The organism is Corynebacterium callunae, assembly GCF_046592015.1.
Taxonomy (GTDB): domain Bacteria; phylum Actinomycetota; class Actinomycetes; order Mycobacteriales; family Mycobacteriaceae; genus Corynebacterium; species Corynebacterium callunae_A.
Genome location: NZ_JAWVOB010000004.1, coordinates 59,744 through 83,985 on the forward strand (window position 1 = coordinate 59,744; position 24,242 = coordinate 83,985).

General features: G+C 51.4%; 18 protein-coding genes and 2 pseudogenes. 7 read left to right on the top strand and 13 right to left on the bottom strand.

Annotated features, from left to right (window positions below; all coding sequences use genetic code 11):
- The first annotated feature begins 1 nt into the window (after position 1).
- From SFC07_RS06000 to crgA, 3 genes are all read left to right on the top strand, one after another.
- Positions 2–1,414, top strand: a complete 1,413-nt coding sequence (locus SFC07_RS06000; RefSeq protein ID WP_411207324.1) for a serine/threonine-protein kinase — start codon at positions 2–4, stop codon at positions 1,412–1,414.
- Positions 1,411–3,450 (top strand): Stk1 family PASTA domain-containing Ser/Thr kinase, encoded by a 2,040-nt coding sequence (gene pknB / locus SFC07_RS06005; protein ID WP_411207325.1) that lies wholly within the window; start codon positions 1,411–1,413, stop codon positions 3,448–3,450. Before SFC07_RS06000 ends, pknB begins: the two co-directional genes overlap by 4 nt.
- Before the next feature lie 100 nt (positions 3,451–3,550).
- Positions 3,551–3,823, top strand: a complete 273-nt coding sequence (crgA, locus tag SFC07_RS06010; protein ID WP_411207326.1) for a cell division protein CrgA — start codon at positions 3,551–3,553, stop codon at positions 3,821–3,823.
- A gap of 55 nt (positions 3,824–3,878) precedes the next feature.
- Here crgA and SFC07_RS06015 read toward each other — a convergent pair whose 3' ends face one another.
- Positions 3,879–5,228 (bottom strand): aspartate aminotransferase family protein, encoded by a 1,350-nt coding sequence (locus SFC07_RS06015; protein WP_411207481.1) that lies wholly within the window; start codon positions 5,226–5,228, stop codon positions 3,879–3,881.
- A gap of 296 nt (positions 5,229–5,524) precedes the next feature.
- Between SFC07_RS06015 and SFC07_RS06020 the strand changes: the two genes are divergently transcribed.
- The gene (locus SFC07_RS06020; RefSeq protein ID WP_411207327.1) at positions 5,525–7,219 is read left to right on the top strand and encodes a PucR family transcriptional regulator; all 1,695 of its coding nucleotides are present in this window, start codon (positions 5,525–5,527) and stop codon (positions 7,217–7,219) included.
- A gap of 60 nt (positions 7,220–7,279) precedes the next feature.
- Here SFC07_RS06020 and SFC07_RS06025 read toward each other — a convergent pair whose 3' ends face one another.
- The 3 genes from SFC07_RS06025 to SFC07_RS06035 all read right to left on the bottom strand — a co-directional run bounded on the left by SFC07_RS06025 (position 7,280) and on the right by SFC07_RS06035 (position 11,747).
- Complete coding sequence (locus SFC07_RS06025) at positions 7,280–8,878, bottom strand: NCS1 family nucleobase:cation symporter-1 (protein WP_411207328.1); 1,599 nt, start codon at positions 8,876–8,878, stop codon at positions 7,280–7,282.
- 156 nt (positions 8,879–9,034) lie between these two features.
- A complete protein-coding gene (gene preA, locus SFC07_RS06030) occupies positions 9,035–10,414 on the bottom strand; it encodes an NAD-dependent dihydropyrimidine dehydrogenase subunit PreA (RefSeq protein WP_411207329.1) in 1,380 nt (459 codons plus the stop codon).
- Positions 10,407–11,747 (bottom strand): NAD(P)-dependent oxidoreductase, encoded by a 1,341-nt coding sequence (locus SFC07_RS06035; protein ID WP_411207330.1) that lies wholly within the window; start codon positions 11,745–11,747, stop codon positions 10,407–10,409. Before SFC07_RS06035 ends, preA begins: the two co-directional genes overlap by 8 nt.
- A gap of 242 nt (positions 11,748–11,989) precedes the next feature.
- On the opposite strand from SFC07_RS06035, the pseudogene SFC07_RS06040 reads away from it, so the two are divergent.
- Positions 11,990–12,079: pseudogene (locus tag SFC07_RS06040) on the top strand (hypothetical protein); the annotation flags it as partial.
- Positions 12,060–13,332, top strand: a pseudogene (locus SFC07_RS06045) (IS3 family transposase). The pseudogenes SFC07_RS06040 and SFC07_RS06045, both read left to right, overlap by 20 nt.
- Positions 13,333–13,394: 62 nt before the next feature.
- On the opposite strand, the gene SFC07_RS06050 reads toward SFC07_RS06045, so the two are convergent.
- The 6 genes from SFC07_RS06050 to SFC07_RS06075 form a co-directional block, all read right to left on the bottom strand.
- Positions 13,395–13,787 carry a CAP domain-containing protein gene (locus tag SFC07_RS06050; RefSeq protein ID WP_411207331.1) on the bottom strand — a complete coding sequence of 131 codons (393 nt, stop codon included), beginning with the start codon at positions 13,785–13,787 and terminating at the stop codon, positions 13,395–13,397.
- Positions 13,788–14,170: 383 nt separating this feature from the next.
- Positions 14,171–15,499 (bottom strand): MFS transporter, encoded by a 1,329-nt coding sequence (locus tag SFC07_RS06055; RefSeq protein ID WP_411207332.1) that lies wholly within the window; start codon positions 15,497–15,499, stop codon positions 14,171–14,173.
- A gap of 57 nt (positions 15,500–15,556) precedes the next feature.
- A complete protein-coding gene (locus SFC07_RS06060; protein WP_411207333.1) occupies positions 15,557–16,828 on the bottom strand; it encodes a M20 family metallo-hydrolase in 1,272 nt (423 codons plus the stop codon).
- A 46-nt stretch (positions 16,829–16,874) separates the two neighbouring features.
- Positions 16,875–18,296, bottom strand: coding sequence for a dihydropyrimidinase (gene hydA / locus SFC07_RS06065; protein WP_411207334.1), 1,422 nt, complete (start codon positions 18,294–18,296; stop codon positions 16,875–16,877).
- Positions 18,297–19,155: 859 nt separating this feature from the next.
- Positions 19,156–19,812 carry a rhomboid family intramembrane serine protease gene (locus SFC07_RS06070; RefSeq protein WP_411207335.1) on the bottom strand — a complete coding sequence of 219 codons (657 nt, stop codon included), beginning with the start codon at positions 19,810–19,812 and terminating at the stop codon, positions 19,156–19,158.
- A gap of 131 nt (positions 19,813–19,943) precedes the next feature.
- A complete protein-coding gene (locus tag SFC07_RS06075) occupies positions 19,944–20,480 on the bottom strand; it encodes a peptidylprolyl isomerase (protein ID WP_411207336.1) in 537 nt (178 codons plus the stop codon).
- A 74-nt stretch (positions 20,481–20,554) separates the two neighbouring features.
- Here SFC07_RS06075 and SFC07_RS06080 point away from each other — a divergent pair, with 74 nt between their 5' ends.
- The gene (locus tag SFC07_RS06080) at positions 20,555–21,268 is read left to right on the top strand and encodes a hypothetical protein (RefSeq protein WP_411207337.1); all 714 of its coding nucleotides are present in this window, start codon (positions 20,555–20,557) and stop codon (positions 21,266–21,268) included.
- Positions 21,269–21,323: 55 nt separating this feature from the next.
- Here the strand turns inward: SFC07_RS06080 and SFC07_RS06085 are convergent, their stop codons facing one another.
- The 3 genes from SFC07_RS06085 to SFC07_RS06095 are packed head-to-tail and all read right to left on the bottom strand — an operon-like array spanning position 21,324 to position 24,090.
- Entirely contained in the window at positions 21,324–22,085 is a 762-nt protein-coding gene (locus SFC07_RS06085; RefSeq protein WP_411207338.1) for an ATP-binding cassette domain-containing protein, read from the bottom strand.
- Positions 22,082–23,110: an ABC transporter permease gene (locus SFC07_RS06090; RefSeq protein WP_411207339.1), complete on the bottom strand. Its 1,029-nt coding sequence runs from the start codon at positions 23,108–23,110 to the stop codon at positions 22,082–22,084. The genes SFC07_RS06085 and SFC07_RS06090 overlap by 4 nt, the downstream gene beginning before the upstream one ends.
- Complete coding sequence (locus tag SFC07_RS06095; protein ID WP_411207340.1) at positions 23,107–24,090, bottom strand: substrate-binding domain-containing protein; 984 nt, start codon at positions 24,088–24,090, stop codon at positions 23,107–23,109. The genes SFC07_RS06090 and SFC07_RS06095 overlap by 4 nt, the downstream gene beginning before the upstream one ends.
- Positions 24,091–24,242 lie beyond the last annotated feature (152 nt).

A 24,242-nucleotide genomic window follows, 5' to 3' on the forward strand; every position in this document is an offset into this window, starting at 1 on the left:
CATGAGTGCAGAAGACAACACCGGAATCGAACGCCTCCAACAACTCATCGGCGATGACTATCGCCTGCAGTGGATTATTGGCCATGGCGGCATGTCTACGGTGTGGTTGGCTGATGACGTGCTCCACGACCGCGAAGTAGCCATTAAGGTGCTACGCCCTGAGTTCTCTGACAATAGGGAGTTCTTAAGCCGATTCCGCAATGAGGCGCAGGCAGCGGAAAATATTGATTCTGAGCATGTTGTAGCCACCTATGATTATCGCGAGGTTCCAGACCCCGCCGGCCACACCTTCTGCTTTATTGTGATGGAGTTTGTGCGCGGAGAATCCCTGGCAGATCTGCTGGAGCGCGAGGGCAGCCTGCCCGAAGATCTAGCCCTGGATGTGCTGGAACAAGCAGCCCATGGACTCTCGGTGATTCACCGCATGGACATGGTCCACCGCGATATCAAACCGGGCAATATGCTCATTACCGCCAATGGCATTGTGAAGATTACGGACTTCGGCATTGCCAAAGCTGCAGCTGCCGTTCCGCTTACCCGCACCGGCATGGTGGTGGGAACTGCGCAGTATGTTTCCCCGGAGCAGGCGCAGGGCAAGGAAGTAACGGCTGCCTCTGATATCTATTCTTTGGGTGTAGTCGGTTATGAGATGATGGCGGGCCGCCGTCCTTTTAGTGGAGATTCTTCAGTCTCGGTAGCAATTGCGCATATTAACCAGGCACCACCGCAGATGCCCACCAGTATCAGTGCTCAATCTCGTGAACTTATTGGTATTGCGCTGCGTAAGGATCCCGGTCGCCGCTTCCCCAATGGTAATGAAATGGCACTTGCCGTTTCGGCAGTGCGGCTTGGTAAGCGCCCACCGCAACCGCGCACTGAGGCCTTGATGGTGCAGGCGGAGGCGCCGTCGCCAAGCGCCTCAACGGCAATGCTGGGCAAGGTGGCCCGGCCTGCCACGATTACCCAAGAAGCAGCCCCGCAACGCGGTTCGGGTGTGGGCATTGGGCTTTTTATAGCTGCTTTGCTGGCAATAATTATTGGTGCTGTAATTTATGCTGGTGCCACGGGTATGCTTTTCCAAGAAACCCCAGAGGAAACAACAACTCCGCAAACGGTTACCCACACCATTACACCAACGGTGGAAGAAACCACCTCAGTGTATGTTCCACCCAGCACCACCTCACGGGTACCAAGCAGTGTTCCAGCCCCAACAACCCGTTCCTCAACTACAAGTGAAGAGCCCACCACCCCAACAACCTCGGAAGCAGAAAGCCCATCTACCACAAGTTCTAGCCCCCGGTTTACTACCTCCATCCCGCGTACCAGTGACAATGCGCCAGATGAGACTAGTGCTGCCATTGAGGACTTGAATGATGCGGTGAGTCAATTAATGGAAGTAGGAGAAGCGCAGTGACCTTTGTGATCGCTGATCGTTATGCGCTCGGTGCCAATATCGGCTCCGGCGGCATGAGCGAAGTGTTCGCGGCCACCGACACCCTTATTGGGCGGGAGGTCGCAGTGAAAATGCTGCGCGCTGACCTGGCCAAAGATTCCAATTTCCGGGAACGTTTCCGCCGCGAAGCCCAAAATTCCGGGCAGCTGAGCCACCCTAGTATCGTCGCAATTTTTGATACCGGCGAGGTGGAACGCGATGGAGTTTCTGTTCCTTTTATCGTGATGGAGCTGGTGCAGGGCCGAAACCTGCGCGATATTGTGTCCGAGGATGGCGTTTTTAGCCCCACCGAAGCAGCTTCTGTGATGATGCCAGTGTGTGAGGCACTGCAGGGTTCCCACGACGCAGGCATTATTCACCGCGACGTCAAGCCCGCAAATATCATGATCACCAATACTGGTGGCGTGAAGGTGATGGATTTTGGCATCGCCCGCGCGCTTAATGATTCCACCTCTGCTATGACTCAGACCTCTGCGGTTATTGGCACGGCGCAGTATCTTTCCCCGGAACAAGCCCGTGGCAAACCTGCCGATGCGCGTTCCGATATTTATGCCGCTGGCTGCGTGATGTATGAACTTGTCACCGGTAAACCACCTTTTGAGGGCGAATCTCCCTTTGCGGTGGCTTATCAACATGTCCAAGATGATCCCACTCCGCCCTCGGATTTTATTTCCGATCTCACGCCTACGGCAGCCCTCAACATTGATGCCGTGATCCTCACCGCCATGGCTAAGCACCCCGCGGACCGTTATCAAACAGCCCGCGAGATGGCCTCTGACCTGGGACGACTTTCCCGCAATGCGATTTCCCATGCAGCCAAGGCGCATGTGGAGAAGCCTGAAGAGCTCAACGATTCCGCACCAACACGCGTTGCGACGCGCACCTCCACGGCCATCGCCGCCGGTGAGGCGGCTGCGGCTGGTGGTGTGGCTGGCGCTTATGGTTCTGGTTATGGCTCCGGTTATGGTTCCGGGGAGCCAGGTTTTGAGTCCCGCACGGAATCGCGTTCAGAGGCCCGCGCCCGCAAGCGTCAAAAATCCCAGCGCAGAAACCGTTGGCTGGCAGCGCTTGCCTTGGTTTTGGCGCTGGGTGCGGTGGGTATTGCAGCTGCTTTTACCTATGATTTCACCAAGGAAAGCGCTGCTCCCACCACTCAAACCATCCCCAATGTGCAGGGTCTGCCCCAACAAGAAGCGCAGGCACAGCTGGAGGCAGCGGGCTTTAAGGTGAGCATTGTCCAAGAGGCCAATGCCGATGTTGCCAGCGGTTTGGTCATCCGCACCAACCCCAATGTGGGTTCCGATATCCGCATTGGCGCGACTGTTACCTTGACTGTGTCCACTGGCCGCCAAATGGTGGAGGTTCCTGATGTATCCCGGCTTTCTTTGGAAGCTGCGGCTCAGGCCATTGAGGCTGCCGGGCTGACGCTGAACCAAAATGTCAGCGAAGAATACTCAGACAGTGTGGCTGCCGGCGATGTCATCGAACAAAACCCAGCACCAGGCCAAGAGGTTTCCATTGGTACCGCCATTACCTTGACGGTGTCCTCCGGCGTGGAAAGTGTGCGAGTGCCCATTGCCACCGGCATGAAATGGGATTTGGCTAACCAAAACCTCACCTCCTTGGGCTTTGTTACCCAGGTGACCGAGGTTGATAGTTCCCTGCCCGCCGGCGAAGTAATTTCTGTCTCCAACGAAGGTACCGAGATGCCAAAGGGTTCCACTATTTCGGTGCAGATCTCCAATGGCATGCTTATCGACGCGCCCGACCTGGCACGACTCAATACCCAAGAGGCGCTTGCGGCTCTGCGCGCCGCAGGGTGGACTGCCCCTGATCAATCCTTGATCATTGGCGAACCAATCCCCACCGGCGCTTTGGTGGATCAAAACACCATTGGCTTCCAAAGCCCAACGCCCAATACGGAATTCCGCAAGGATGCAGCAGTGACGATTAGGCTCTATCAATTTAATCTCACTGCGCTGGTTCCTAGCCCTTAAGCTACCCCTCCCGGTAGCTGGTGCATTAAGCTCACAATGAGAAAGTACCGGTTGCCGGGCTCCGACTAAATCAAGTAAAAGAAACATGAAGGTGTGAACAATGCCAAAGGCAAAAGTTACCAATAACGCAGCAACTCCGGTTTCCAGCAATCCCAGTGCTAACCGCACCCCAGTAAAGATCAACTCCACTGGTACCCCAATGTGGTACAAGGTGATCATGTTTGCCTTCATGATCGTTGGCTTAGCCTGGTTGATTACCAACTACCTAGTGGGCGAAGACATCGCATTCTTGGCACAGCTTGGCGCCTGGAACTACGGCATTGGCTTTGGTCTGATGATCATCGGCCTGTTGATGACCATGGGTTGGCGTTAACCCACACCTTAAATGATGGACTTCCACTACGGTGGGGGTCCATTTTTATGCGTTTTTATTGCGCTTTGAGAACTTGCCTAATGATCTCCAGTCCACGTACGAGTTCGGTCTCAGAGATAATCAGAGGCGGGGCAATGTGGATGCGATTTTGCTGAATCATAGGCCACAGACCTGCAGCTTTAAGAGCCGCCCCAATCCGCAACATAGGAGCATTTTCCTCCGAGCTGGGATTAAAAGGAACCAATGGTTCCCTAGTGGTACGATCTTTCACCAACTCAATTGCCCAAAAAAGACCCAGCCCTCGCACCTCACCAACCAGCTCCACCTCGCGAGCCAATTTTTCAAGGAAAGGCCCGACTATTTCCCGGCCCAAATATTGAGTGCGCGCCAAAATATCTTCATCCTCAAACACTGCAAAGGTTTCCACTCCTACTGCACAAGCCAAAGGATGCCCGGAATAGGTCAGTCCACCTGGATAAACAGTATCGGCAAATGTAGCGACGATAGCATCAGAGATAATTACTCCACCAAGTGGCACATAACCGGAGTTCACACCCTTGGCAAAGGTAATCAGATCCGGTTCCACCCCGAAATTCTCCACCGCGAACATAGTGCCTGTTCTACCAAAACCGGCCATTACTTCATCTGCGATATAAACAATTCCGTACTTATCGCACAGTGCCCGCACTCCCGGTAAGTACCCTGCCGGCGGCACTAAAATTCCGTTGGTTCCCACCACAGTTTCAATAATGATGGCAGCAATCGTAGCTGCACCTTCCAGCACAATCTGTGCTTCTAGATGCGCTAAGGCTCGTTCACATTCCTCTTTTTCACAGCTTGCCCAGAATGCTGAACGATAAGTATAAGGACCGAAAAAGTGAACTACCGAGCTATCGCTTGGTTCATTTGGCCACCGCCTGGGATCTCCCGTCAAACTAATAGCAGTTGCAGTTGCGCCATGATAAGACCGGTACATTGACATGATTTTCCTGCGCCCGGTATGCAGACGAGCCATCCGCACTGCATGTTCGTTAGCATCGGCACCGCCATTAGTAAAAAAGACGTGATTGAGCGCTGGCGGTGCCGCTTCTGCGATAAGTCGTGCCAGCTCTGATCGAGCATCGTTAGCAAACGCTGGTTGAATTGTTGTGAGTGTCTCTGCTTGGGTTTTGATCGCTTTAATGAGTCGCGGATGCTGGTGCCCCAGATTAAGGTTGACCAGTTGGGCTGCGAAGTCGAGGTATTCTTGCCCTTTATCATCTTGAAAACTTGCGCCTGAGCCGGCGACAGCGTGTAGCGGATCAACGTGTTCTTGGGCCGACCAAGAATGAAAAACATGAGAAGTTTTAGTGGCTACCGATGTCATGTGTGTGCTCCTTTGTTGATTACCGGGGCTACCGAAAATGACAGTGTGTTAAATCTTTAAATTCACTGCCTTAAAGTCCCCTAAAAGCTCACCTCAGAGCGTTTTTAAGGAAAGGTATCTGGGGCTGGGAGGCTCCATAAATCCCAGTATGTCAGCTATTTTTGTAGCTTCATAGGTTCATACTGTGGCTGGTCCTTGGCGGAAAGTAACACTTTGTTCACCCTTTTGGGAGGTAATATTCGACAGCATTAATCTTTTTCTATTGGTTGACAGTTAAGATGGTTTTTAAAGGCACCACTAGCTGATGCTCAACCTTGATTCCGAAAGTGAAGTCCATGCCTGTCCCAATGAATTCTTCCTCCGTGGGCCGAAGCACCGGGCAACAGCCTAAACTCCATCCTCGTGCACGCACACCTCTTTCCGCTGTGGACCCACTGTCCACTATTACCCTGAAAGAAGTACTGGAACTGCCCGTTTTAAGACGGTCCCAGGTGGAAGTCTTATATGGTCATGAGCAGTTAGATCGCAATGTGCGCTGGGTGCACGTAGCCGAATCACCTCGGGCTGGAAAACTACTCAGAGGCAATGAGCTCTTATTAACCACGGGACTCGGGCTCGGCGATAATGACACCGAGATCCGCATGAATATTGACCTCTTTGCACAAGCCGATGCTGCTGGCCTTCTGGTGGAATTAGGTATGCACTGGAAAGAACTACCTCCAGCGGTTCTTAAAGAATGTGAAAGGCACCGTCTTCCGCTTTTTATTACTCACCGGGAACTGCGCTTTGTCAGTGTTACTGAAGAGGTCCACACCCGCATTTTGAATGAGCAGTTTGCGCAAACTGCTGCCATGCGCGATATTTCAGAATCTTTTTGGTCACTAATGTTTAATGGTGCTCCCACTGAACAACTTGTTATTCATGCCTCCCGTTTGCTTGGTTGTCCCGTGGTTTTAGAGGATCTTTCCCACCGCGTGATTTACTATGCCGAAGGCCATGAACTACCTTCGGACCTTTTAGCCGACTGGGAAAAGAAGTCCCGTTTGTGGTCTTTGGAAAACCGCCACCAGGGTCTCATTGCCGAGCCTATTCGCGTATGTGATCCTATGGATCCCACCATCACCTGGGACTTTATTGATATCCAAGCCCAAGGCAGTCATTGGGGTCGGCTCTATTTCCGTGGAAATACAGAAAACCCAGCCCATGGTTCCTATATTTTGCGCCATGCCGCGATGGCCTTAGCAATTGAAAGAGTAGCTTCAAGCAATCCACACTCATGGAATGAGCTGGTTGATCGTGTTTCTTTACAAAGGCTTATGGATAATCGCTTCACCACAGTTGATGGGGAAAGAACGGTCCTTGAAGCAGCAGGTTTCCCAACTCGGGAAAGGCAGATTCTTGCACTAGATATCCGATTTCACGGCACCCGAAATTCAGCGGAGGATGTACGCCGAATTTTGGAATCTACAGCACCGCGTTCATTCGCACTAGCAGCAGTATCTCCTGAATATCCCGATCGGATTAACTGCGCATGGTCACTGACTGCCGATACCAATATTGCACAACGCTGCACTCAGTTAATGGAACGGTTGCGATCTTTAGCTATTCGGATATCCATCATTTTGGCCAGTGATTTAAGTGGCCCAGTTGACCTTTCTTCTGCTTTACACCAGGTCAGACGCTCCGATTTTCTTAGCAGTACTGATGGTGTGCACCTGTTTAGGGTTTCCCGTGACCGTATCGATGGGCTTATGCACTCCCTAAGTGGCGATGTGCGGGTGCAAGCATTTGTGGATTCCACTCTAGAACCACTGTTGGTTCATGATTCCCGCCATGGCTCAGATCTGTTGGAAACGCTGGAAACTATTCTGCGCTTCCCCACTTCTCGCTCTGCAGCTGCTGATGCAATGTATCTCTCCCGCACTGCGCTTTATTCACGTATTGCCACCATTGAAAGATTATTGGGAGTTGATCTTAATGATGGTGATACCCAATTCACGCTTTCTTTAGCGGTGCGCGCGCGAACATAGCTATGAAAAGTGCCACCTCCAGTAAAGGAGGTGGCACTTTTGTCATTTCTAAAGGTGGTTTTAAACCTGTGCAGGTACTGTTTCTGCCACAAAGGCTGATTCAGGAGCTGAATCCTCGTGTTCTTCGCGGAATGGAACATCCTTTACGGTTTTGAAGGAACTGAGGTTTGGTACGTTGAGCAGCAGGTAGACGGCCATACCGACGATAAAGCTAACAACCCAGTTGTAATCATAAAGTGGCTGGAAAATTGGGATGAAGCCATGTTCTGGGAAAGGTCCGGTGGCTACGCCGTCCACAATCTCGGAATAAGCTCCGCCTACGGCAGCAATTGCGCCGGCAAAGAAGGCGATAACTGCTTTGTAATTCCAGCCCTTGTTGTAGCTATATTCACCTTCACGTTGGAAGAGTGCAGGTACATTGAGCTTGGTCTTGCGCAGCAGCCAGTAGTCGGCGATCAAAATACCGCCGATGGCGCCGGTGACGCCGCCATAAAAACCGAGCCAAACGAAGATATAGGATTCTGGGCTGGCGAGGAGTTTCCAAGGCAGCATGCAGGTTCCGATGACCATAACCAGGATAACGCCGGTGCTGCGGCTGATGTGGCGAGGGAAGATATTTGTAAAGTCCAGTGCTGGGCCCACCATGTTGGCAGCCACATTGGTGGAGAAGTTAGCCAGGGTAATAATCAAGGCGCCGATGACAACAACGATCGGGTTGCCCAACACAGCGACCAAGGCGTCAGGGCTCCAGAGGGTATCTGGAAGAGCATCAAAAACATAAGCTGCGATGGAGGTGGTGAGTACTGCCAGCAGGGAGAAAGCCAGCATCGAGGTAGGAAGGCCCAAAATCTGGCCACGGATTTGGGATTTCTGGTCCTGTGCAAAGCGCGTAAAGTCTGGCATATTCAGAGAAAGTGCAGCCCAGAAGGCGATATTAGCCATGAGGCCGGGAGGGAACGCACCGAGCCAGAATTCCTTGCCCCAACCAAGTTGAGAAGGCTGGCTAACAACTGGACCGAAGTTGCCACCACTGCGGATGAGCAAATAGACCAGAAGGATAACGATGGCGGCGGTGATAATCGGGCCGGAAATCTGCTGGATTTGCTTCACTGCTTCAAAGCCCTTGGCGATAACGATGACCTGCAGGATTGCGGTAACGAAGAAACAAGCCCAAAGGGTAATTCGCATTTCGCCAAAGAAACCTAAAGATAGTGTTGGTGCATCGGTCCAGGCTGAACCAACAACTACGCCGATGGCGAGGTCCAGAGCTAGTGCAGTGAACCAGGTTTGAATACCAGCCCAACCGCAACCGACAGTGGCACGAAGTAGCGCGGGCAGGTTGGCACCGCGAGTACCAAAGGCAGCGCGGGAGAATACGGGAAAACAGATTCCGTGTTTGGCGCCAGCGTGGCTATTGCACACCATGGGAATGAGGATGATCATATTTGCCACCACAATGGTCATGACGGCTTGGATCCAGTTCATGCCCATGGCGATTAGGGCAGCTGCAAGTGTCCAGGTAGCGGCGTTAATACACATGCCGATCCAGAGTGCCATATATGCCCAGCTATTCCAGGTGCGGGCCTTCTTGGGGATTGGACGTAGATCAGCGTTATATAACGTGCTGTCATAATAAGTGCTCGTCACAGTGGTACTCATGACAGTGGCTCCTTCGGGTGCGTTTTAAGAATGTGGTGGGACTCAAGCGGTATGAGAAATTCAAGGTTTTAGGTGTTTCCAATGTTGAGAGGTAATCATTTTTAGAAGCGCATACTCAGCCACTGGCCTCAAGGAGGCAGGGACAGCTGAGTGACATCAATGGATTTCAATGCCAACCTCCCTTCGCCATTTCTCCATAACATCCCAGTCATTGGCGATCTCTGGGTTAGCGGCAGTGAGTTGATTCCAGGTCACGGACTCGCGACCCGAGGGCACGGAAACCATGTCAATGCAGTCAGTTACGGGGCACACATTGGCGCAAAGGGCGCAGCCCACACAATCAGATTCCCGAACCTGTGGGGTGGGCCTGATATCGAGGGTGATTTTGCCGTTGAGATCAGGGTTAAAACCAGGATTAACCACGGTGCCATTGGGTTTAACCAGGTCAATGCACTGGTGTGCGGTGTCATGACAGGCTGTGACGCAAAGGTTGCAGCCAATACATTTGGAACTGTCAATGCGAGCAACTGATTTAAAGGCAAGATCCAGATCATTAAAGTCACCATGGACACCCAGGGCTTTTCCGCGGAATTCGCCAATCGTTGAGAATCCTTTGGAATCCATCCAATTGGAAAGGCCATCACAGAGATCGTCAATAATGCGGAAACCGTAGGTCATGGCTGCGGTACAAACTTGCAGCGAGGTCGCGCCCAAGAGCAGGAATTCAGCAGCATCTTTCCAGGTGGAAATTCCGCCCATACCGGAAATCGGTACACCATATTCACCGATGGCAGGATCGTGCATTAACTCTGAGAGCATATGTAGAGCAATGGGCTTTACAGCTGGTCCAGCATATCCGCCGTGGGTGGATCGACCCCCGATTGTTGGCGATACGGTGAAGGTATCAAGATCCACGTGAGTAATGGAATTAATGGTGTTGATCAGTGATAATCCCTGTGCTCCACCTCTGATGCCGGCGCGCGCGGCCAGCCTCACATCGGTGATATTGGGGGTTAGTTTTTGAATCACCGGAATGCTGGAATACTCGGTTGCCCAGGCAGTATTCATTTCACAGGCTTCTGGGGATTGCCCCACTGCAGATCCCATGCCACGCTCGGACATTCCCTGCGGGCATCCATAATTTAGCTCAATGCCATCAGCGCCAGTATCTTCAATTTGTTTAACAATGGTGCGCCATGCATCGGGGTCTGCGTCCACCATGGCTGAGACAATGACAGCGCGGTCAGGCCAACGCTTTTTCACGGCGGCGATTTCAGCAAGATTGGTTTTAAGCGGACGATCGGAAATTAACTCCACATTGTTAATGGCCATCATGCGCTGGCCATTCTTGCTAAATGAGCCATAACGGTTGGAGATATTTTGTACCGGTGGACCAATGGTTTTCCAGACGGCTCCACCCCAACCAGCCTCAAAAGCCTTATCAACTTGGTAACCAGAGTTGGTGGGTGGCGCAGAAGCTAACCAAAAAGGATTCGGGCTCGAAATTCCCTGAAATTTAATACTCAAATCAGCCATTGTCTCGCTCCTTGTCCAAGAAGGCGCTAATAGAACGCGCTGCAATTTTTCCGTCTTGTACTGCCATAACGGTGGAGGCATCGCCCGTAATGCGGGTGGCGTCACCGCCGGCGAACACATTGTCCAGCTCTGTGGCAATTACTGCTAATTCTTTGGTGACATCCATATATCCTGCGTTAAGGGGCAGGCCAAAGCCGGTTTCCGCATCGAACTTTTCTTGACCGATTGCTGCGATCACGGCATCACAGGGCAGGATGAGGTCGGCTTCGTCTGCAGGTATCGCTTGTCGACGTCCCTCCGCATCAGCGGGTCCCAGTGTCATTCGGGTGCACCGCAATCCGCTTACCTGGCCATTTGTAGTGATAACTTCTGCGGGACTTGCCAAAAATACAAAATTAATTCCTGCTTGCGCCGCAAAAAGATATTCATCTTCAAATGCAGTCATCTCGGCAGCGGTTCGTCGATAAGCAATGGTTGCCTGCGCACCCTGGGTGCGCGCGGTGGTGGCGGCATCAATTGCGGTGTTGCCCGCACCAATAACCACCACGTTGTGGAACTCAGGTGCCTGTGGCGAGGCCGTTTTCACATCTGCGATATAACGCAAACCATCCATGATGTGCTCCGCACCGGGGATATTGAGCGCGGGCACCGCACCCAGTCCGAGGGCCAGAAATACGGCATCATAATGCTTTGCGACGTCGCGCAGCTGCTCCCCGTCTTTTAAAGCGGTATTAGTTTCGATTTGAACGCCCAGCTCACGCACCATATCTACTTCCCTTTGCGCAATCTCAACTGGTTCGCGCAAGGTGATAATTCCATAAGTAGACAGGCCGCCGGCGAGTTCGCGACGCTCCCATACCGTAACCTCGTGACCGGTTTTGGCCAGTTCCGCCGCAGCCGATAAACCTGCTGGTCCAGAACCGACAACCAGTACCTTCTTGCCAGTTTTTGGGCCTGCTTGAAAAGGCTTAATTCCCTGCTCAATGAGGTGATCGGTGGCAAAACGTTGGAGTCGTCCGATCTCAATGGGTTTCTCCGCCATCTTGTTCATCACACAAGCACCCTGACAGAGTTCAGCGACCGGACACACTCGAGCACAGGTAGCACCTAAGAAGTTTTCTTCCAAAATGGTGGTGGCTGCGCCCGTGGTATTTTCCGTAGAAATTTTGTGGATAAACTCCGGAATATCAATATGGGTGGGGCAAGCTTGCACACATGCGGCATCTGCGCAGTATAAGCAGCGATTTGCTTCATTTATTGCTTCGGCAGCCGTCATTGCGGGATGGACTTCCCCGCTGCTTAGGAATTTTGGTATTGGGAGAAATGTCGTCATGGTTTACTCCTCCTTTCAAATGGGCTGGAGGTGATGGAGTTTCCTCTTATATGAGTGAAGACCCTTTTAGTAAACCAATAGAACGACAGGTATTAAAGATTCAAAGTGTGTCTTTAAGAGCCGAGTTATGGACACAATGCTGCACCGGAATCAAAATGGAACAAGAAAACCCCCTTCCTGTGTGGACTGCTCCCCGGAAGTTGGACTGAGAAATCAGCCACCACCTTACGGGGAGCAGTTTCATGCGAGCACGAAGCTCACTAACTCAGAAGCAACGAGAACAACTCATCGACTACTTCGAACAAGGCCTCGGTGCCCAAGCCGTGGCCACACTCATGGGCGTGCACCGCGACAGCGTCCGAGTTCTGTACCGTCGGTGGACACTACATGGCAGGCTATGCCTTATGGACAAACCAACCAAGCAGACCTACTCCTTCGAGATCAAGAAGGAAGTCGTTGACCGGTTCAACGCCGGCGAATCCAAGATGGAACTGGCCGCACAATTCCAATTATCCTCCGATCAATTGGTCACCGGCTGGGTCTGAGCCTGGCGCCAGGGCGGAGACGAGGCACTCATGCCCAAGCCTAAAGGGCGACCCAGGAAATCGGTGGAGCCGACACCTGAATCCGAGGAAGACAAACTCCGCCGCGAATTACGCCTGCTCAAGGCCGAAAACGCCTACCTAAAAAAATTGCGGGACTTCAGGGAGCAGGGACACGCCTGAAAGCACAGGCGATCGTCACGCTCAAGTCCGAACACCGGCTGGCCGACCTACTCACCGTCGCCGGCATCGCCCGGTCGACCTTCTTCTACCACCAGGCGAAACTCGACGGGCCCGACAAGCACGCTCAGCTCAAAGCGGTCATCCATGAGAAGTTCACCGAGCACAAACGCTGTTTCGGGTACCGGCGTATCCGCATGCTGCTGCAGGCAGAAGGTTGGGTCGTGTCCAACAAGCTGGTACTCAAACTCATGGGCCAGTTGGGCTTAAAGTCCAAGGTCAGGCCCCGACGCAGGTACTCCTCCTACCGCGGTACCATCAGCCACATCGCCAAGAACATCCTGGCCCGTGATTTTGAGGCGGATGCACCGAACACCAAGTGGGTCAGTGATGTCACTGAATTCCGGGTCACCGGCACGAAGATCTACCTGTCACCGATCATGGACCTCTACGATCGCTCGATCATCTCCTATGCGGTGTCCCCATCGCCGTCGACCGCATTGACGGCACAATCCCTGTCGGACGCGCTGGCCCTGTGGTCACCTGATGCCGGTCTGCTGGTGTACACCGACCAGGGATTCCAGTACCAGCACACCTCATGGCGCAACCTGATCGACCGGTGCGCGGGTGTGCAGTCGATATCGCGCAAGGGCAACTGCTACGACAATGCCGTGATGGAGAACTTCTTTGGGCACATGAAGGCCGAGATGTTTCACGGTGAGTACTTCGCGACCGTGGAGGATTTCCTCGCCGAGGTCAAGGACCATATCGACTGGTACAACACACAACGGGTCCAGCAACGACTCAAGGGCCTGACTCCGATGCAGTATCGGAATCAGACCCTTGAGGCCATACCCGCCTAGAATTTAACTAGTCCAACATTCGGGTACCAGTTCAGTGAAGGGGGTTTTCTTGTTATGCAATTTTAGAAGTAAAACTGTGAGGTTGACCAGGTTTGACCATCGGCATCAACCACAATACCGACACCAATAATGCTGTAGTCAGCATTGAGCAGGTTCGCATTGTGGCCGGGTGAATCGATCCACATTTGAACGATTTCCTGAGGGGTCATCTTGTAGTTAGCCCAGCCACAGTTTTCACCCAAGTTAAGACCAGAGTGGAATATGCGGTTTTCATTAGCCATGCGCTCAGACCACTGTTTCGCAGAAGTGGAAAGTTCAGAGGTTACAGCCAGCGGTGCCAAGCCATTGTTTGCGCGGTGCTGGTTGATGAGTTTGACCACTTCCGCCTCCTCGGCTGCGAGGTTATTTGTGCGAGCAGCAGAGTAGTCAGCGGTAGCACGGGAGGAGCTAAGCATTCCTGAGACATCATAAGCACTAGCCTCAGGTGCATTTAAGCTAAATAGACCAAAACTTAAGCCTACTACAACAGATAGGTTGACCAGTTATTTTGCATGAAACGGGCGGGTTTTCATGGCCTTCTTCCTTAGATGATTTCTTACCTTCTTCTTACAAAAGCTCCTTCGCCTCATTAGGAATTTCTAATGTAAAACACAGGTACTACCTGTGCAAGTTGTTTTGAATAAATATTTGTTGTTTTGGGCTTTTTGAGGCGAAGTTCACTTTTTGCCCCTTTTTGCCAAAACCACTAATTTATAGTTGTGTGAGCAAGTAATTAGGTGGGAAAACCGAAAAAGGCCGTACTGCGTGATGCAGTACGGCCTTTTGAAAGCTTTTGAAATTAGGAGGCGACTCCCCTAGTCTCAGGCACCTTGGTGAGCCAAATGGTTAGAAGCACAACTATAGCGAGAGCTAAAATATAGAACGCAGGAGCGTATCCGACTCCTGACTCCTCCACCATTAGAGCTCCGATAAATGGAGCAGTACCTCCGAAAATTGCATATCCGACGTTGTAAGAGAAAGCTGCAGACGTCATTCTGGTTTGAGTATCAAAAACCTCAATAAAGAAGGCGTAGCATCCGCCTCCATAGCTAGTAATTGCCAGCACAAAAACTACTTGGCCAAGTAGCGCTAGCCACACATTTCCGCTTGAGACCAGCATAAATGCGGGAATGATAGTCACAGCTACTGCAATGCTTCCACTTATTAGCATTTTTCGGCGGCCAACCTTATCGCCAAGAAGCCCCCACAGCGGCAATGCAACTGTATAGAGAGTCATCGCACCTGCATTAATTGCTAATGCTTGAATTCCGCTGAGGTTACCTGCAGTTTGTACATATGGAATGAAGTAGCCAGAAAGGAAATAAAATCCCATCGCAGTAAATCCCATGATGACAATAACTTGGAAGATCTTTTTGCCATTCACCCTAAAAGATTCTCTAAGCGGGCTTCCCTTTTCGTTATTCTCATTTTCTTCCATCATCTGCAGATAAGCTGGCGATTCCTCCGTTTTCCGTCGAATCCACAATCCAAGCACCGACAGTGGAACCGCTACTAAGAATGGGATACGCCATCCCCATTGCATAAAGGTTTCTTCTCCAAGCCACCCCTGGAGTAATAGAACCAAAAGTGAAGCGAAAACTGCTGGCAGTGCAGTTGCCGCGATCGTGATAGCGATAAAGAATCCTCTGCGGTCTTTAGGCGCATGCTCAAACGCAAATGCAGGGGATCCTACGGATTCTCCACCTGCTGAAAATCCTTGCATTAAGCGACAAAAGATGAGAGCAATAGTTGCGGAGATTCCCCAGGTCTCGGCGGTTGGAAGTAAGCCGATTAATCCAGTGGCAAATCCAATTAACAAAATAGAAGCGCTCAAAACTACTTTTCGTCCATAGCGATCGCCCAACGATCCGAAGAATAAGCCACCAACTGGTCGGATGAAAAAGGAAATGCCATAGGTTGCAAAAAGCATAAGAAGTCCTGCAGCTGCGGAGCTTGCGGGAAAGAAATGATGTGCTAGAGAAACTGACAAGATGCCATAAAGGGCGAAATCATAAAATTCGATGAACTGCCCTACGCCCGCACCGAGTAGTGCACGCTTTTGCATCTTTGTAATTGGCTGCCGAGTTGTTTGCGTAGTGGATGGTGCTGAAAGAACTGTTGTAGTCATGAGATTCCCAATCCAATGCTTAATTTGGGGTTTTATCCAGTGCGGTCTTTTATGTCATTAGTTAAGAGAGTTATCCTCGTCTGCCCCTAATGCCCCACCAACCAGCTGAAATGCAATTTCTTTTAGAACTTTAAGTCCGGCTACCAAGTCCTCATCTTTGGAAAATTCCCTTTCACAATGGGATACCCCGTCGACCGAAGGCACAAAGACCATGACTGTAGGGACAATTCGGTTGAGAGGTACTGAATCGTGGCCTGCCATCGTTTCAATGCGCATACAGCTTCGACCTACTTCAGCTGCGGCTTTTTCGGTGAGTTCAATACCTTCGAGTGGGTAGTACTGATGGTCTCGAATATCAAAGTCTTGGGCTAAAACAGTGAGGCCACGACGCTTCTCTACCTCCTTAAATTTACTCAGTAACGTTGCCCGGGCCTCTTCCACCTGGCTACGTAAATGTGCACGGAGATCAATGACCATATTCACCTGTCGCGGTACCACAATTGGTGAATTTGGTTCTACCGTCAACTGTCCCACCGAAGTGACGATTTCCTCCCCGGGAAATCCTTCCACCACTGCTTCCGTCATGAGCACAATTTCAGCAGCAGCTATGAGTGCATCATGGCGGTCTGCCATATACGTTGCTCCTGTATGTGATTGTTCACCACTTACTGTGACCAGCAGCTTTTGGGTATACCAGGACTGAGTGACTGCTCCGATTTCAATTTCATGACGTTCCAAGAGACGACCTTGTTCAATATGGATTTCGGCATATGCCACCGGAATAGGAGCCTTGTCTGTGCCTAGGTAACCGATTTCTTCCAAAGCCTCCCGAACTTTAATCCCCTTGGAGTCCTTGGTATCGAGAATTTTCTTTTCATCCATAAATCCCGCATATACCGACGAGCCCATAATTGAAGGCTGGAATCTGGCACCCTCCTCATTGAACCAATCAACAACACAAATATTGTGCTGTGGTTCAATCTTGCCCGCCTGGACTTCTTCATTTAGCTGCTGAGCTGCATGCAATGCGGCAATCACGCCATAACATCCATCAAATCGACCACCCAAAGGTTGGGAATCTAAATGTGATCCCAGCAGTGCATAATCTGCATCGGGGTTCCAGGTATAAAGCGCAAAAAGATTTCCAACTGAGTCGACACGGACTTCCATTCCGGCAGCGTGGGCCTTTTTAGAAAACCAATCTCTGATTTCCCCATGCTCTTTAGTTCCAGCTTGGCGATCCACTCCATTCGCCGGTGTTGCCCCAAATTGATAAGTATCGTGAAAATCCTCAAGAAAAAGCTGTTCTGGTGTGATCGTAGTAGTCATGATTTCGCCCCTTTTGGCTCTCAATTTTTTGCTGTGAAGGTGATTTTTAGATGAGGTATTGGCAGGCCTCGCGCTTGATGTACTTTCCATGACCTTTGCTTCCTAAATAAGTGTCATTGTCGACAACAACACGCCCACGAGAAATCACTGTGTCCACATGTCCATCAATTTCGAATCCTTCCCATGCGGAGTGATCTATATTCATATGGTGGGTTTTCTCAACCCCTATAGAGGTATGACCAGCAGGGTTATAAATGACAATGTCAGCGTCAGCATTGGGTGCGATAACACCTTTTTGCCCGTACATGCCAAACATTCGCGCCGGTGTGGTGGAGGTTATTTCTACCCAACGTTCCAGCGAGATCTGTCCATCAACAACACCCTGATACATGAGATCCATGCGGTGTTCTACAGAACCAATGCCATTGGGAATCTTGGAAAAATCTCCAATTCCCATTTCTTTTTGGCCTTTAAAGCAAAATGGGCAGTGATCAGTTGCCACCATTTGGATGTCATTGGTGCGCAATGCTTGCCACATATGATCTTGATGATGTTCATGCTTGGAGCGCAAAGGTGTGGAACAAACCCATTTGGCACCTTCAAAACCTTCGGCCCCCAGTTGATCTTCCATGGATAAATAGAGATACTGCGGGCAGGTTTCTCCAAAGACATTTTGTCCATTGTCCCTGGCAGCGGCTAGTTGAGCGACTGCCTGTTTAGCAGATACATGGACCACATAAAGCGGCGCATTGGTCAAGTTCGCCAGCATAATAGCGCGATGGGTGGCCTCTTCTTCCATCTGCCAAGCTCGTGCAACTCCGTGATAATAGGGATCTGTTTTACCCTGCGCGAGTAGTTCCTCCACCATCGCGTCAATAGCTGGCCCATTTTCTGCGTGAATCATGGACAGCAATCCAGTATCGGCCGATTTTCTCATAGCCTTGTAAATTTGCGCATCGTCGCTATAAAAAACGCCTGGATACGCCATAAAAAGTTTAAAGCTGGATACTCCTTCATCCATGAGGTGATCCATAGCGTCGAGGGAATCACGATTTACTTCACCAATAATCTGGTGGAATCCATAATCAATCGCACACTCCCCGCGAGCTTTATCGTGCCATGCTTCCAAACCGTCAAAGACTCTTTCGCCATGTTTTTGAATGGCAAAGTCCACGATGGTGGTGGTTCCGCCCCAGGCCGCCGCCCGCGTTCCGGTTTCAAAAGTATCTGATGCTTCGGTTCCACCAAAAGGCATCTGCATATGGGTATGGGCGTCAATTCCTCCTGGTACCACGTATTTTCCAGTGGCATCGATGAGCTTGTCTACATTCTCGCTGAGGTTTTCCCCCAATAGTGCGGATCCAGGAGCTAAAAGAGCCACGACCTTTTCATCTTCTATAAGAACATCGGCGGCTCCCCGACCAGTTGAGCTAACTACTGTGCCACCTTTAATAAGTGTTGTTGGCATTGTGAATATCTCCTTCGTATTGCCCACTTGAGAATTTCTAATGACCTATAGGAATTAAATCCCGTGGGGGGTGGGCATACAATGCCAGAACTGTCCGGCATATGAAGTCCAGGTGCACACTGTGTCAACTACCCCACTTCACCTCCTATCCACTTCCAGATAAGGACTCAAACGGAATCCCTCCCCTTAAAGTCCTATTAGGTTAAAAAATCCACTACCCCCGAACGGTTCGATAAGGTATTCGATTAGCTAATTAATCACCCCGACAGCATTTACCCGTAGTTATCCACAGCAATAGAGAGTTTCCCACACTTACCTGTGGATAAGTTTCCGCCCATCCTTGACTTTGTAGTTATCCACAATCTGTGGAGAAAAATGTGAAAGGCTTGTTTTGAGAGTCGATTTTCCACTATCCCCACTCATTCCACAGTCTGTGGATAACTCTGTGAACAGTTTCCACTGCCTTGTCTTGTGTTCGAATAAGGCTCTGGGCGATGATAAATTTCCACATTAACTCGATGTTCGAATTTCTTGGTCACAAAAACAGCCTTTAAATTACAAGAATGTGACTATCCACAGTGTGGATAACTTCTGTGGATAGTTTTGTGAGGTTCTAGTTGTCCACAACTTTCCCCAGGATTGTGCACAAGCTTGTTAGATTGTTTAAGTCTCCTTGTGTATAACTACAAGATTCTTCACTGCACATCTTGTGGACAACTCTTAATGAACCTTAAAACTCCCTAAATTACATTTTTGTAATTTCATTGGGTTCCTATTCATTTATAGATACAGAAAATGCCCCCGCTTCGCTGTTTGTTAAACGCAAAGTAAGGGCAAATCTGCTTAACGTTAATGGGCTTTAGGGATATGGAATCCCCAAAAAGAGCACTATGACAGCCCCAATGAGGCTTGCGATCGCAATAAACCACCTTGTGCGCTCCTGCGTTGCCTTCATTAACGGCCACGCCAATATCGCTCCAGTAATTAATCCGCCCACATGTCCCCAGAGTGAGACATTGTCAGCCAGGAAGGTATAGCCCAGGTTGACTGCAATCAATGTGAGTGGAGCTCTAAGGTCCGCACCACGACGAGCAAAAAGACCCACCAAAATAGCCATCAGCGCATATATCGCGCCGGATGCTCCTGCGGTGGGTGACAAAGGATCCATCCACACCACCGCGGCGGAAGCGCCAATGCCACCAACGAGGTAGACCATCGCAAAGAGCCCGGCACCGAGGTACTTTTCAAGTTCTCGGCCCAAAAGCCAGAGGAGCATGAGGTTAAGCAGCATATGCCCTGGTCCAATATGCAAAAATGTTGCGCCGACAGCGCGCAGTGGCCCCCACCCATGGGTCATTGCTGGGGCATAAAGCATCCAGGAGTCGCCTAAGGAACTAGCACTGAGATTGTTTAGCAGGGAGTGCGATTGAAATGCAGTAAGCAAATAAACCGCCACAATGGCTAAAACAATAGTGTTGGTTGCCGGTGACTGGCGAAAGCTGCGTTCAAGATTCATCAGATTGGGGTCTTCTCCACGTAGTGGTGTTCACTGCCCACATCAGGGCAGATAGTGCCCTCAATTCTAGGTGGAGGCATAAAAAATCAGGCCGTGCCAACATGTGGCAGGCCTGAAATTTGGACCAGAAATTATGCGACGATCTCGATGGATTCGATAACTACTGGCTCGGTTGGGCGATCGGAGTAATCGGTGGCGGTGGTAGCGATAGCATCCACAACCTTCTGGGACTCAGGATCGGTAACCTCACCAAAGATGGTGTGAGCGTTGTTGAGGTGAGGGGTTGGGGTCACAGTAATGAAGAACTGGGAGCCGTTGGTGCCTGGGCCGGCATTAGCCATAGCCAGCAGGTATGCGCGGTCAAAGCGCAGCTCTGGGTGGAACTCATCACCGAACATGTAACCGGGGCCGCCACGGCCAGTGCCGGTTGGGTCTCCACCCTGGATCATGAAGCCATCAATAACGCGGTGGAAAACTGCGCCATCGTAGAATGGGCCTTCGGTTTCGCCCTTGGCGTTGGTGGAACGGTACTCTTTGGTGCCCTGAGCCAGACCAACAAAGTTGGCTACGGTCTCAGGAGCGTGATTGCCGAAGAGCTCAATGGAAATGTCTCCGCGATTTGTATGCATGATCGCGGTTGCGGTCTTTAAAGTCATAGTCACCATCATAACGCCAACCACATGTCCCGTGGTTTCACTAGTGTGGAGTTTAAGAAAATCTACCGATCTAAGGAGAGTAGAACATGAGTGCTTTTGCCAATCTCAATCTAGCTTTGGCTGCAGGTCGCAAGGCTTACGATGCCTATACCGACTACCGTGATCGCAAAGTTGCACAAAGCTATGATGCTTTGTCCACTGCCGCTGAAACTTTTGTTCCTAAGGCTGACCAGGCTGTCGAATCCGCCAAGGATCTTTATTCTGAGTCCCGCGATAAGGCTGGAAATGTCACCAAGGCAGCACGTGTACGCCTGGAAAAGGCTCTGGAGCAGGCCCAGAAGCAAAGTGCAGAGACCTTGAAGGACGCTCGCAAGTCCGGCAAGAAGCTCAGCAAGAAGGCTGCAAAGGCGCAGGATAAGGCCCTAAAGAAGGTCAAGGGCGAGCCAGAAACCCACTGGGTTCGCAACCTTTCCCTGGCTGCTTTGGCAGCATCTGGTGTGGCAGCTATTGCCTATGCAGTGTTTAACAAGACTAAGAAGGATGCTCCTGGCACCCAGCCTCCACGCGTGGAAGTTCAGCTGAAGAAGGCTGCTGACCTGCCAGAAACCCCTGTGCAAACCGCTGCAGACGATGAGCCAAAGCTGGTCTATTCCACCCAGACCCCAGTTGCTGAAGAAGCCCCAAGTGCAGAAAATGACGTCCCCGTAGAAGAGGACGCCACCGCAGAAGAAACTGCAGCTGAGGAACTCACCGAAGCTGAAGAAATTCAGGCGGAGTTCGATAAGAAGGGTGACAAGTAGCTCACCCTTGCCGGTGGGCACCGGACGGTGCGGGGAGGCGTGGAAAAGCAGCTTTTTAGCGCTGTAATTCGTGACTGAGGGAGCCCAGCTCCCCGCCACCGGACATCTGTACGGTCAGCTCCTCGAGCGTGACACCCACGCGGGGCACGTCGAGGATCTGCTGGCCGAGGTTAAGCAGGATGAAATGATCGCCCACCAAATAGGCGTGGTGGGGGTTGTGGGTGATAAAAATGACGCCGATGCCACGGTCGCGGGCGGCGGCAATAAAACGTAGCACCATGCCGGATTGCTTCACGCCGAGCGCAGCGGTGGGTTCGTCGAGGATGAGCACACGCGCGCCGAAGTAAATGGCACGCGCAATGGCCACCACCTGGCGCTGACCACCGGAAAGAGAAGCCACCGGCACCTCCACATCGCGCAGCTCAATGCCCATTTCGCGCAATTGCTGCTCGGTGATCTGGCGCATCTCGTCCTTTTTGAGCACCCCAAAAGCGCCGGTGAGTTCCTGGCCGAGGAAGAAATTACGCCACACACTCATCTGCCCCACCACTGCCAAATCCTGGTAGACGGTGGCAATTCCGGCATCCAAAGCCGCGCGCGGAGAATCAAATTTATGCTCCTCCCCCTCCAGCAAAATCTGCCCGGAGCTGGGCTTATGCAAGCCTGCCAGGACTTTAATGAGGGTGGATTTGCCGGCGCCGTTATCGCCGAGCACGCAAGTAACTTCCCCGGCGCGCACCTTCAGATTGATGTTTTTTAGCGCCTGGAAACTGCCGTAATTTTTGGAAATTTCCTGTAATTCAATGAGTGCGGTCATGCTCGCTCCTTATTGAAGTTTTCGAAGCGGTGGTTTAACAACACGGCGAGCAGCAGCGTGGCGCCGAGGAAGAATTTGAACCAATCTGGGTTCCAACCTGCATAAACGATGCCTTGGTTGGTCATGCCAAAGATCAGCGCGCCAATCATGGTACCAATGACGGTGCCGCGGCCACCGGTCATGGAAATGCCGCCGATTACTGCTGCGATGATGTAGAGAAACTCATTGCCAACGCCCTGACCTGCTTGAATGGAATCAAACATAAAGAGGTTGTGCATGCCCACAAACCAGGCGGCAAAACCCATAAACATAAATAGCGTAATTTTTACGCGGCGCACGGGGACACCCACGGCGCGTGCTGCGTCTTCATCGCCGCCAACTGCGAAAATCCAGTTGCCAAAGCGAGTTTTAAAAAGCACAAAAGTTCCAAGGGCGACAAAAAGCAGCCACCAAAAAACGGTGATCCGTACATTCACCCCAAAAATAGGGATTGAGCTGGCAAAAACCACGCGTGCAGAGGGAAAACCTTCCATATCGGCAATGGTGGGAGTGGCCACCGTGCCCGAAATCAATTTGGTCAGCGCCAGGTTAATACCCTGCAACATCAGGAAAGACGCCAAGGTAATAAGGAAGGAGGCAATCTTGGTACGCACCACCAAATAGCCATTAAAAAAGCCGATAGCCAGGGAAATCACCAATGCGATCAGCGCGCCGACCCAGGTATTTAGCCACAAATTATAACTAAACATCGAGGCCGCCAGTGCCGCGGTAATCACGGCCACACCGGTGGATAGATCAAATTCATCGGCGATCATAAGCAGGCCCACGGCCACCGCCATAATGCCAATTGTCGAGCTGGCGTACAGCACCGTGGCCATCGCATCCCAGGACCTAAACGCCGGCGCCACCGACATAAAAAGAATAAAAACAATAACCGCGCCAAGTGCGCTGGTCAGTTCGGGGCGCTTAAGGGCGCGCTCAAAGACGCTTGTCGACGCACCCCTGCTTTTAGTGTTTATGCTCATCGCAGACCTTCCTTTACGGCTTCGGCGATAACCTCAACATTGCTGGCATCCACAAAGCTTGGTCCGGTATAAACGGGGCGTCCGCCACCTACTGTGGTGCCATTTCGGTGTGCTAACCACAAAGAATCCACGGCCATATAGCCCTGCAAATAAGGCTGTTGATCAATGGCAAATTGGATCTTGCCGGTGCGGATGGCATCCATTAGCTGGGCATTGGTATCAAAGGTGGCGATCTTAGCTGCGGAATTTGCAGAGGCTGCAGCATCGGCGATGGTCATAGAGACCGCCGCATTAAGCCCCATCACCCAGTCAATATTGGGATCTTGGGCAAGTTTTGCCTGCAAGGTGGAGTTCACCGAGGTCAGATCCATGCCATTGACATAGAGGTTCTCCACATTTTTGCCAAGGCCCTGAGCCACACCGGCGCAGCGTGCTTCCTGGGAGGCATTGCCCTGCTCATGAATTACACAAAGTACATCCTGCGCATCCTCAGCAGCTAGGCGTTCTCCAGCCTTGGTACCAGCGACGGTTTCATCCTGGCCAAAGAATCCCGACATTCCATATTCTTGATAATCCGTCATGCCAGCATTAAGCCCCACCACGGGAATACCCGCGTCCACAGCCTTTTGCGCAGCTGGTCCCAGGGCCTGGGAATTGGACATCGTCATGGCGATGCCGTCTACCCCGGAATCAATGGCATTTTGAATGAGGTTGGCTTGTTCCGGAACCTCTGGGTTGGAGGAATAACGCAGCTCAATATTGTCTTTTTGGGCCGCATCTTCTGCACCCTGGCGCACCAAATCCCAAAAGGTGTCACCGGGAGCGCCGTGGCTCACCATGGCAACAACCAGACGGGGCGTATCGACGGTTCCCCCGCCTCCTTCCCCCTGGGTATTCCGCGGGGCTCCACCGGTTGCCGAACAACCTGTTAAGAGGAGTGTTGCGCCAACTATTAACGCAGCGATTTTTGGAAGCTTCATTTGCTTAAGTCAACGCAGGTCAGAGGCACAAGTCAAACTTTTCACAGGTGTCATTATCGATTCAGAGCCTGTGTACTGGAGTTTTAGCCCACCCCTGAAATAATACTGTGACCTCCCTTGGGTAGGCCATGAGCACATTAACTTATTGACAA

Bases quoted from the DNA above. Each gene is read 5' to 3' on its own strand.
- SFC07_RS06050 (WP_411207331.1), bottom strand. From the start codon at position 13,787: ATGCTTAGCTCCTCCCGTGCTACCGCTGACTACTCTGCTGCTCGCACA.
- SFC07_RS06055 (WP_411207332.1), bottom strand. From the start codon at position 15,499: ATGACTACAACAGTTCTTTCAGCACCATCCACTACGCAAACAACTCGG.
- hydA (WP_411207334.1), bottom strand. From the start codon at position 18,296: ATGCCAACAACACTTATTAAAGGTGGCACAGTAGTTAGCTCAACTGGT.
- SFC07_RS06090 (WP_411207339.1), bottom strand. From the start codon at position 23,110: ATGAGCATAAACACTAAAAGCAGGGGTGCGTCGACAAGCGTCTTTGAG.
- SFC07_RS06060 (WP_411207333.1), bottom strand. From the start codon at position 16,828: ATGACTACTACGATCACACCAGAACAGCTTTTTCTTGAGGATTTTCAC.
- SFC07_RS06075 (WP_411207336.1), bottom strand. From the start codon at position 20,480: ATGATGGTGACTATGACTTTAAAGACCGCAACCGCGATCATGCATACA.
- SFC07_RS06025 (WP_411207328.1), bottom strand. From the start codon at position 8,878: ATGAGTACCACTGTGACGAGCACTTATTATGACAGCACGTTATATAAC.
- SFC07_RS06095 (WP_411207340.1), bottom strand. From the start codon at position 24,090: ATGAAGCTTCCAAAAATCGCTGCGTTAATAGTTGGCGCAACACTCCTC.
- crgA (WP_411207326.1), top strand. From the start codon at position 3,551: ATGCCAAAGGCAAAAGTTACCAATAACGCAGCAACTCCGGTTTCCAGC.
- SFC07_RS06035 (WP_411207330.1), bottom strand. From the start codon at position 11,747: ATGACGACATTTCTCCCAATACCAAAATTCCTAAGCAGCGGGGAAGTC.
- SFC07_RS06000 (WP_411207324.1), top strand. From the start codon at position 2: ATGAGTGCAGAAGACAACACCGGAATCGAACGCCTCCAACAACTCATC.
- SFC07_RS06020 (WP_411207327.1), top strand. From the start codon at position 5,525: ATGCCTGTCCCAATGAATTCTTCCTCCGTGGGCCGAAGCACCGGGCAA.
- preA (WP_411207329.1), bottom strand. From the start codon at position 10,414: ATGGCTGATTTGAGTATTAAATTTCAGGGAATTTCGAGCCCGAATCCT.
- SFC07_RS06080 (WP_411207337.1), top strand. From the start codon at position 20,555: ATGAGTGCTTTTGCCAATCTCAATCTAGCTTTGGCTGCAGGTCGCAAG.
- SFC07_RS06070 (WP_411207335.1), bottom strand. From the start codon at position 19,812: ATGAATCTTGAACGCAGCTTTCGCCAGTCACCGGCAACCAACACTATT.
- SFC07_RS06085 (WP_411207338.1), bottom strand. From the start codon at position 22,085: ATGACCGCACTCATTGAATTACAGGAAATTTCCAAAAATTACGGCAGT.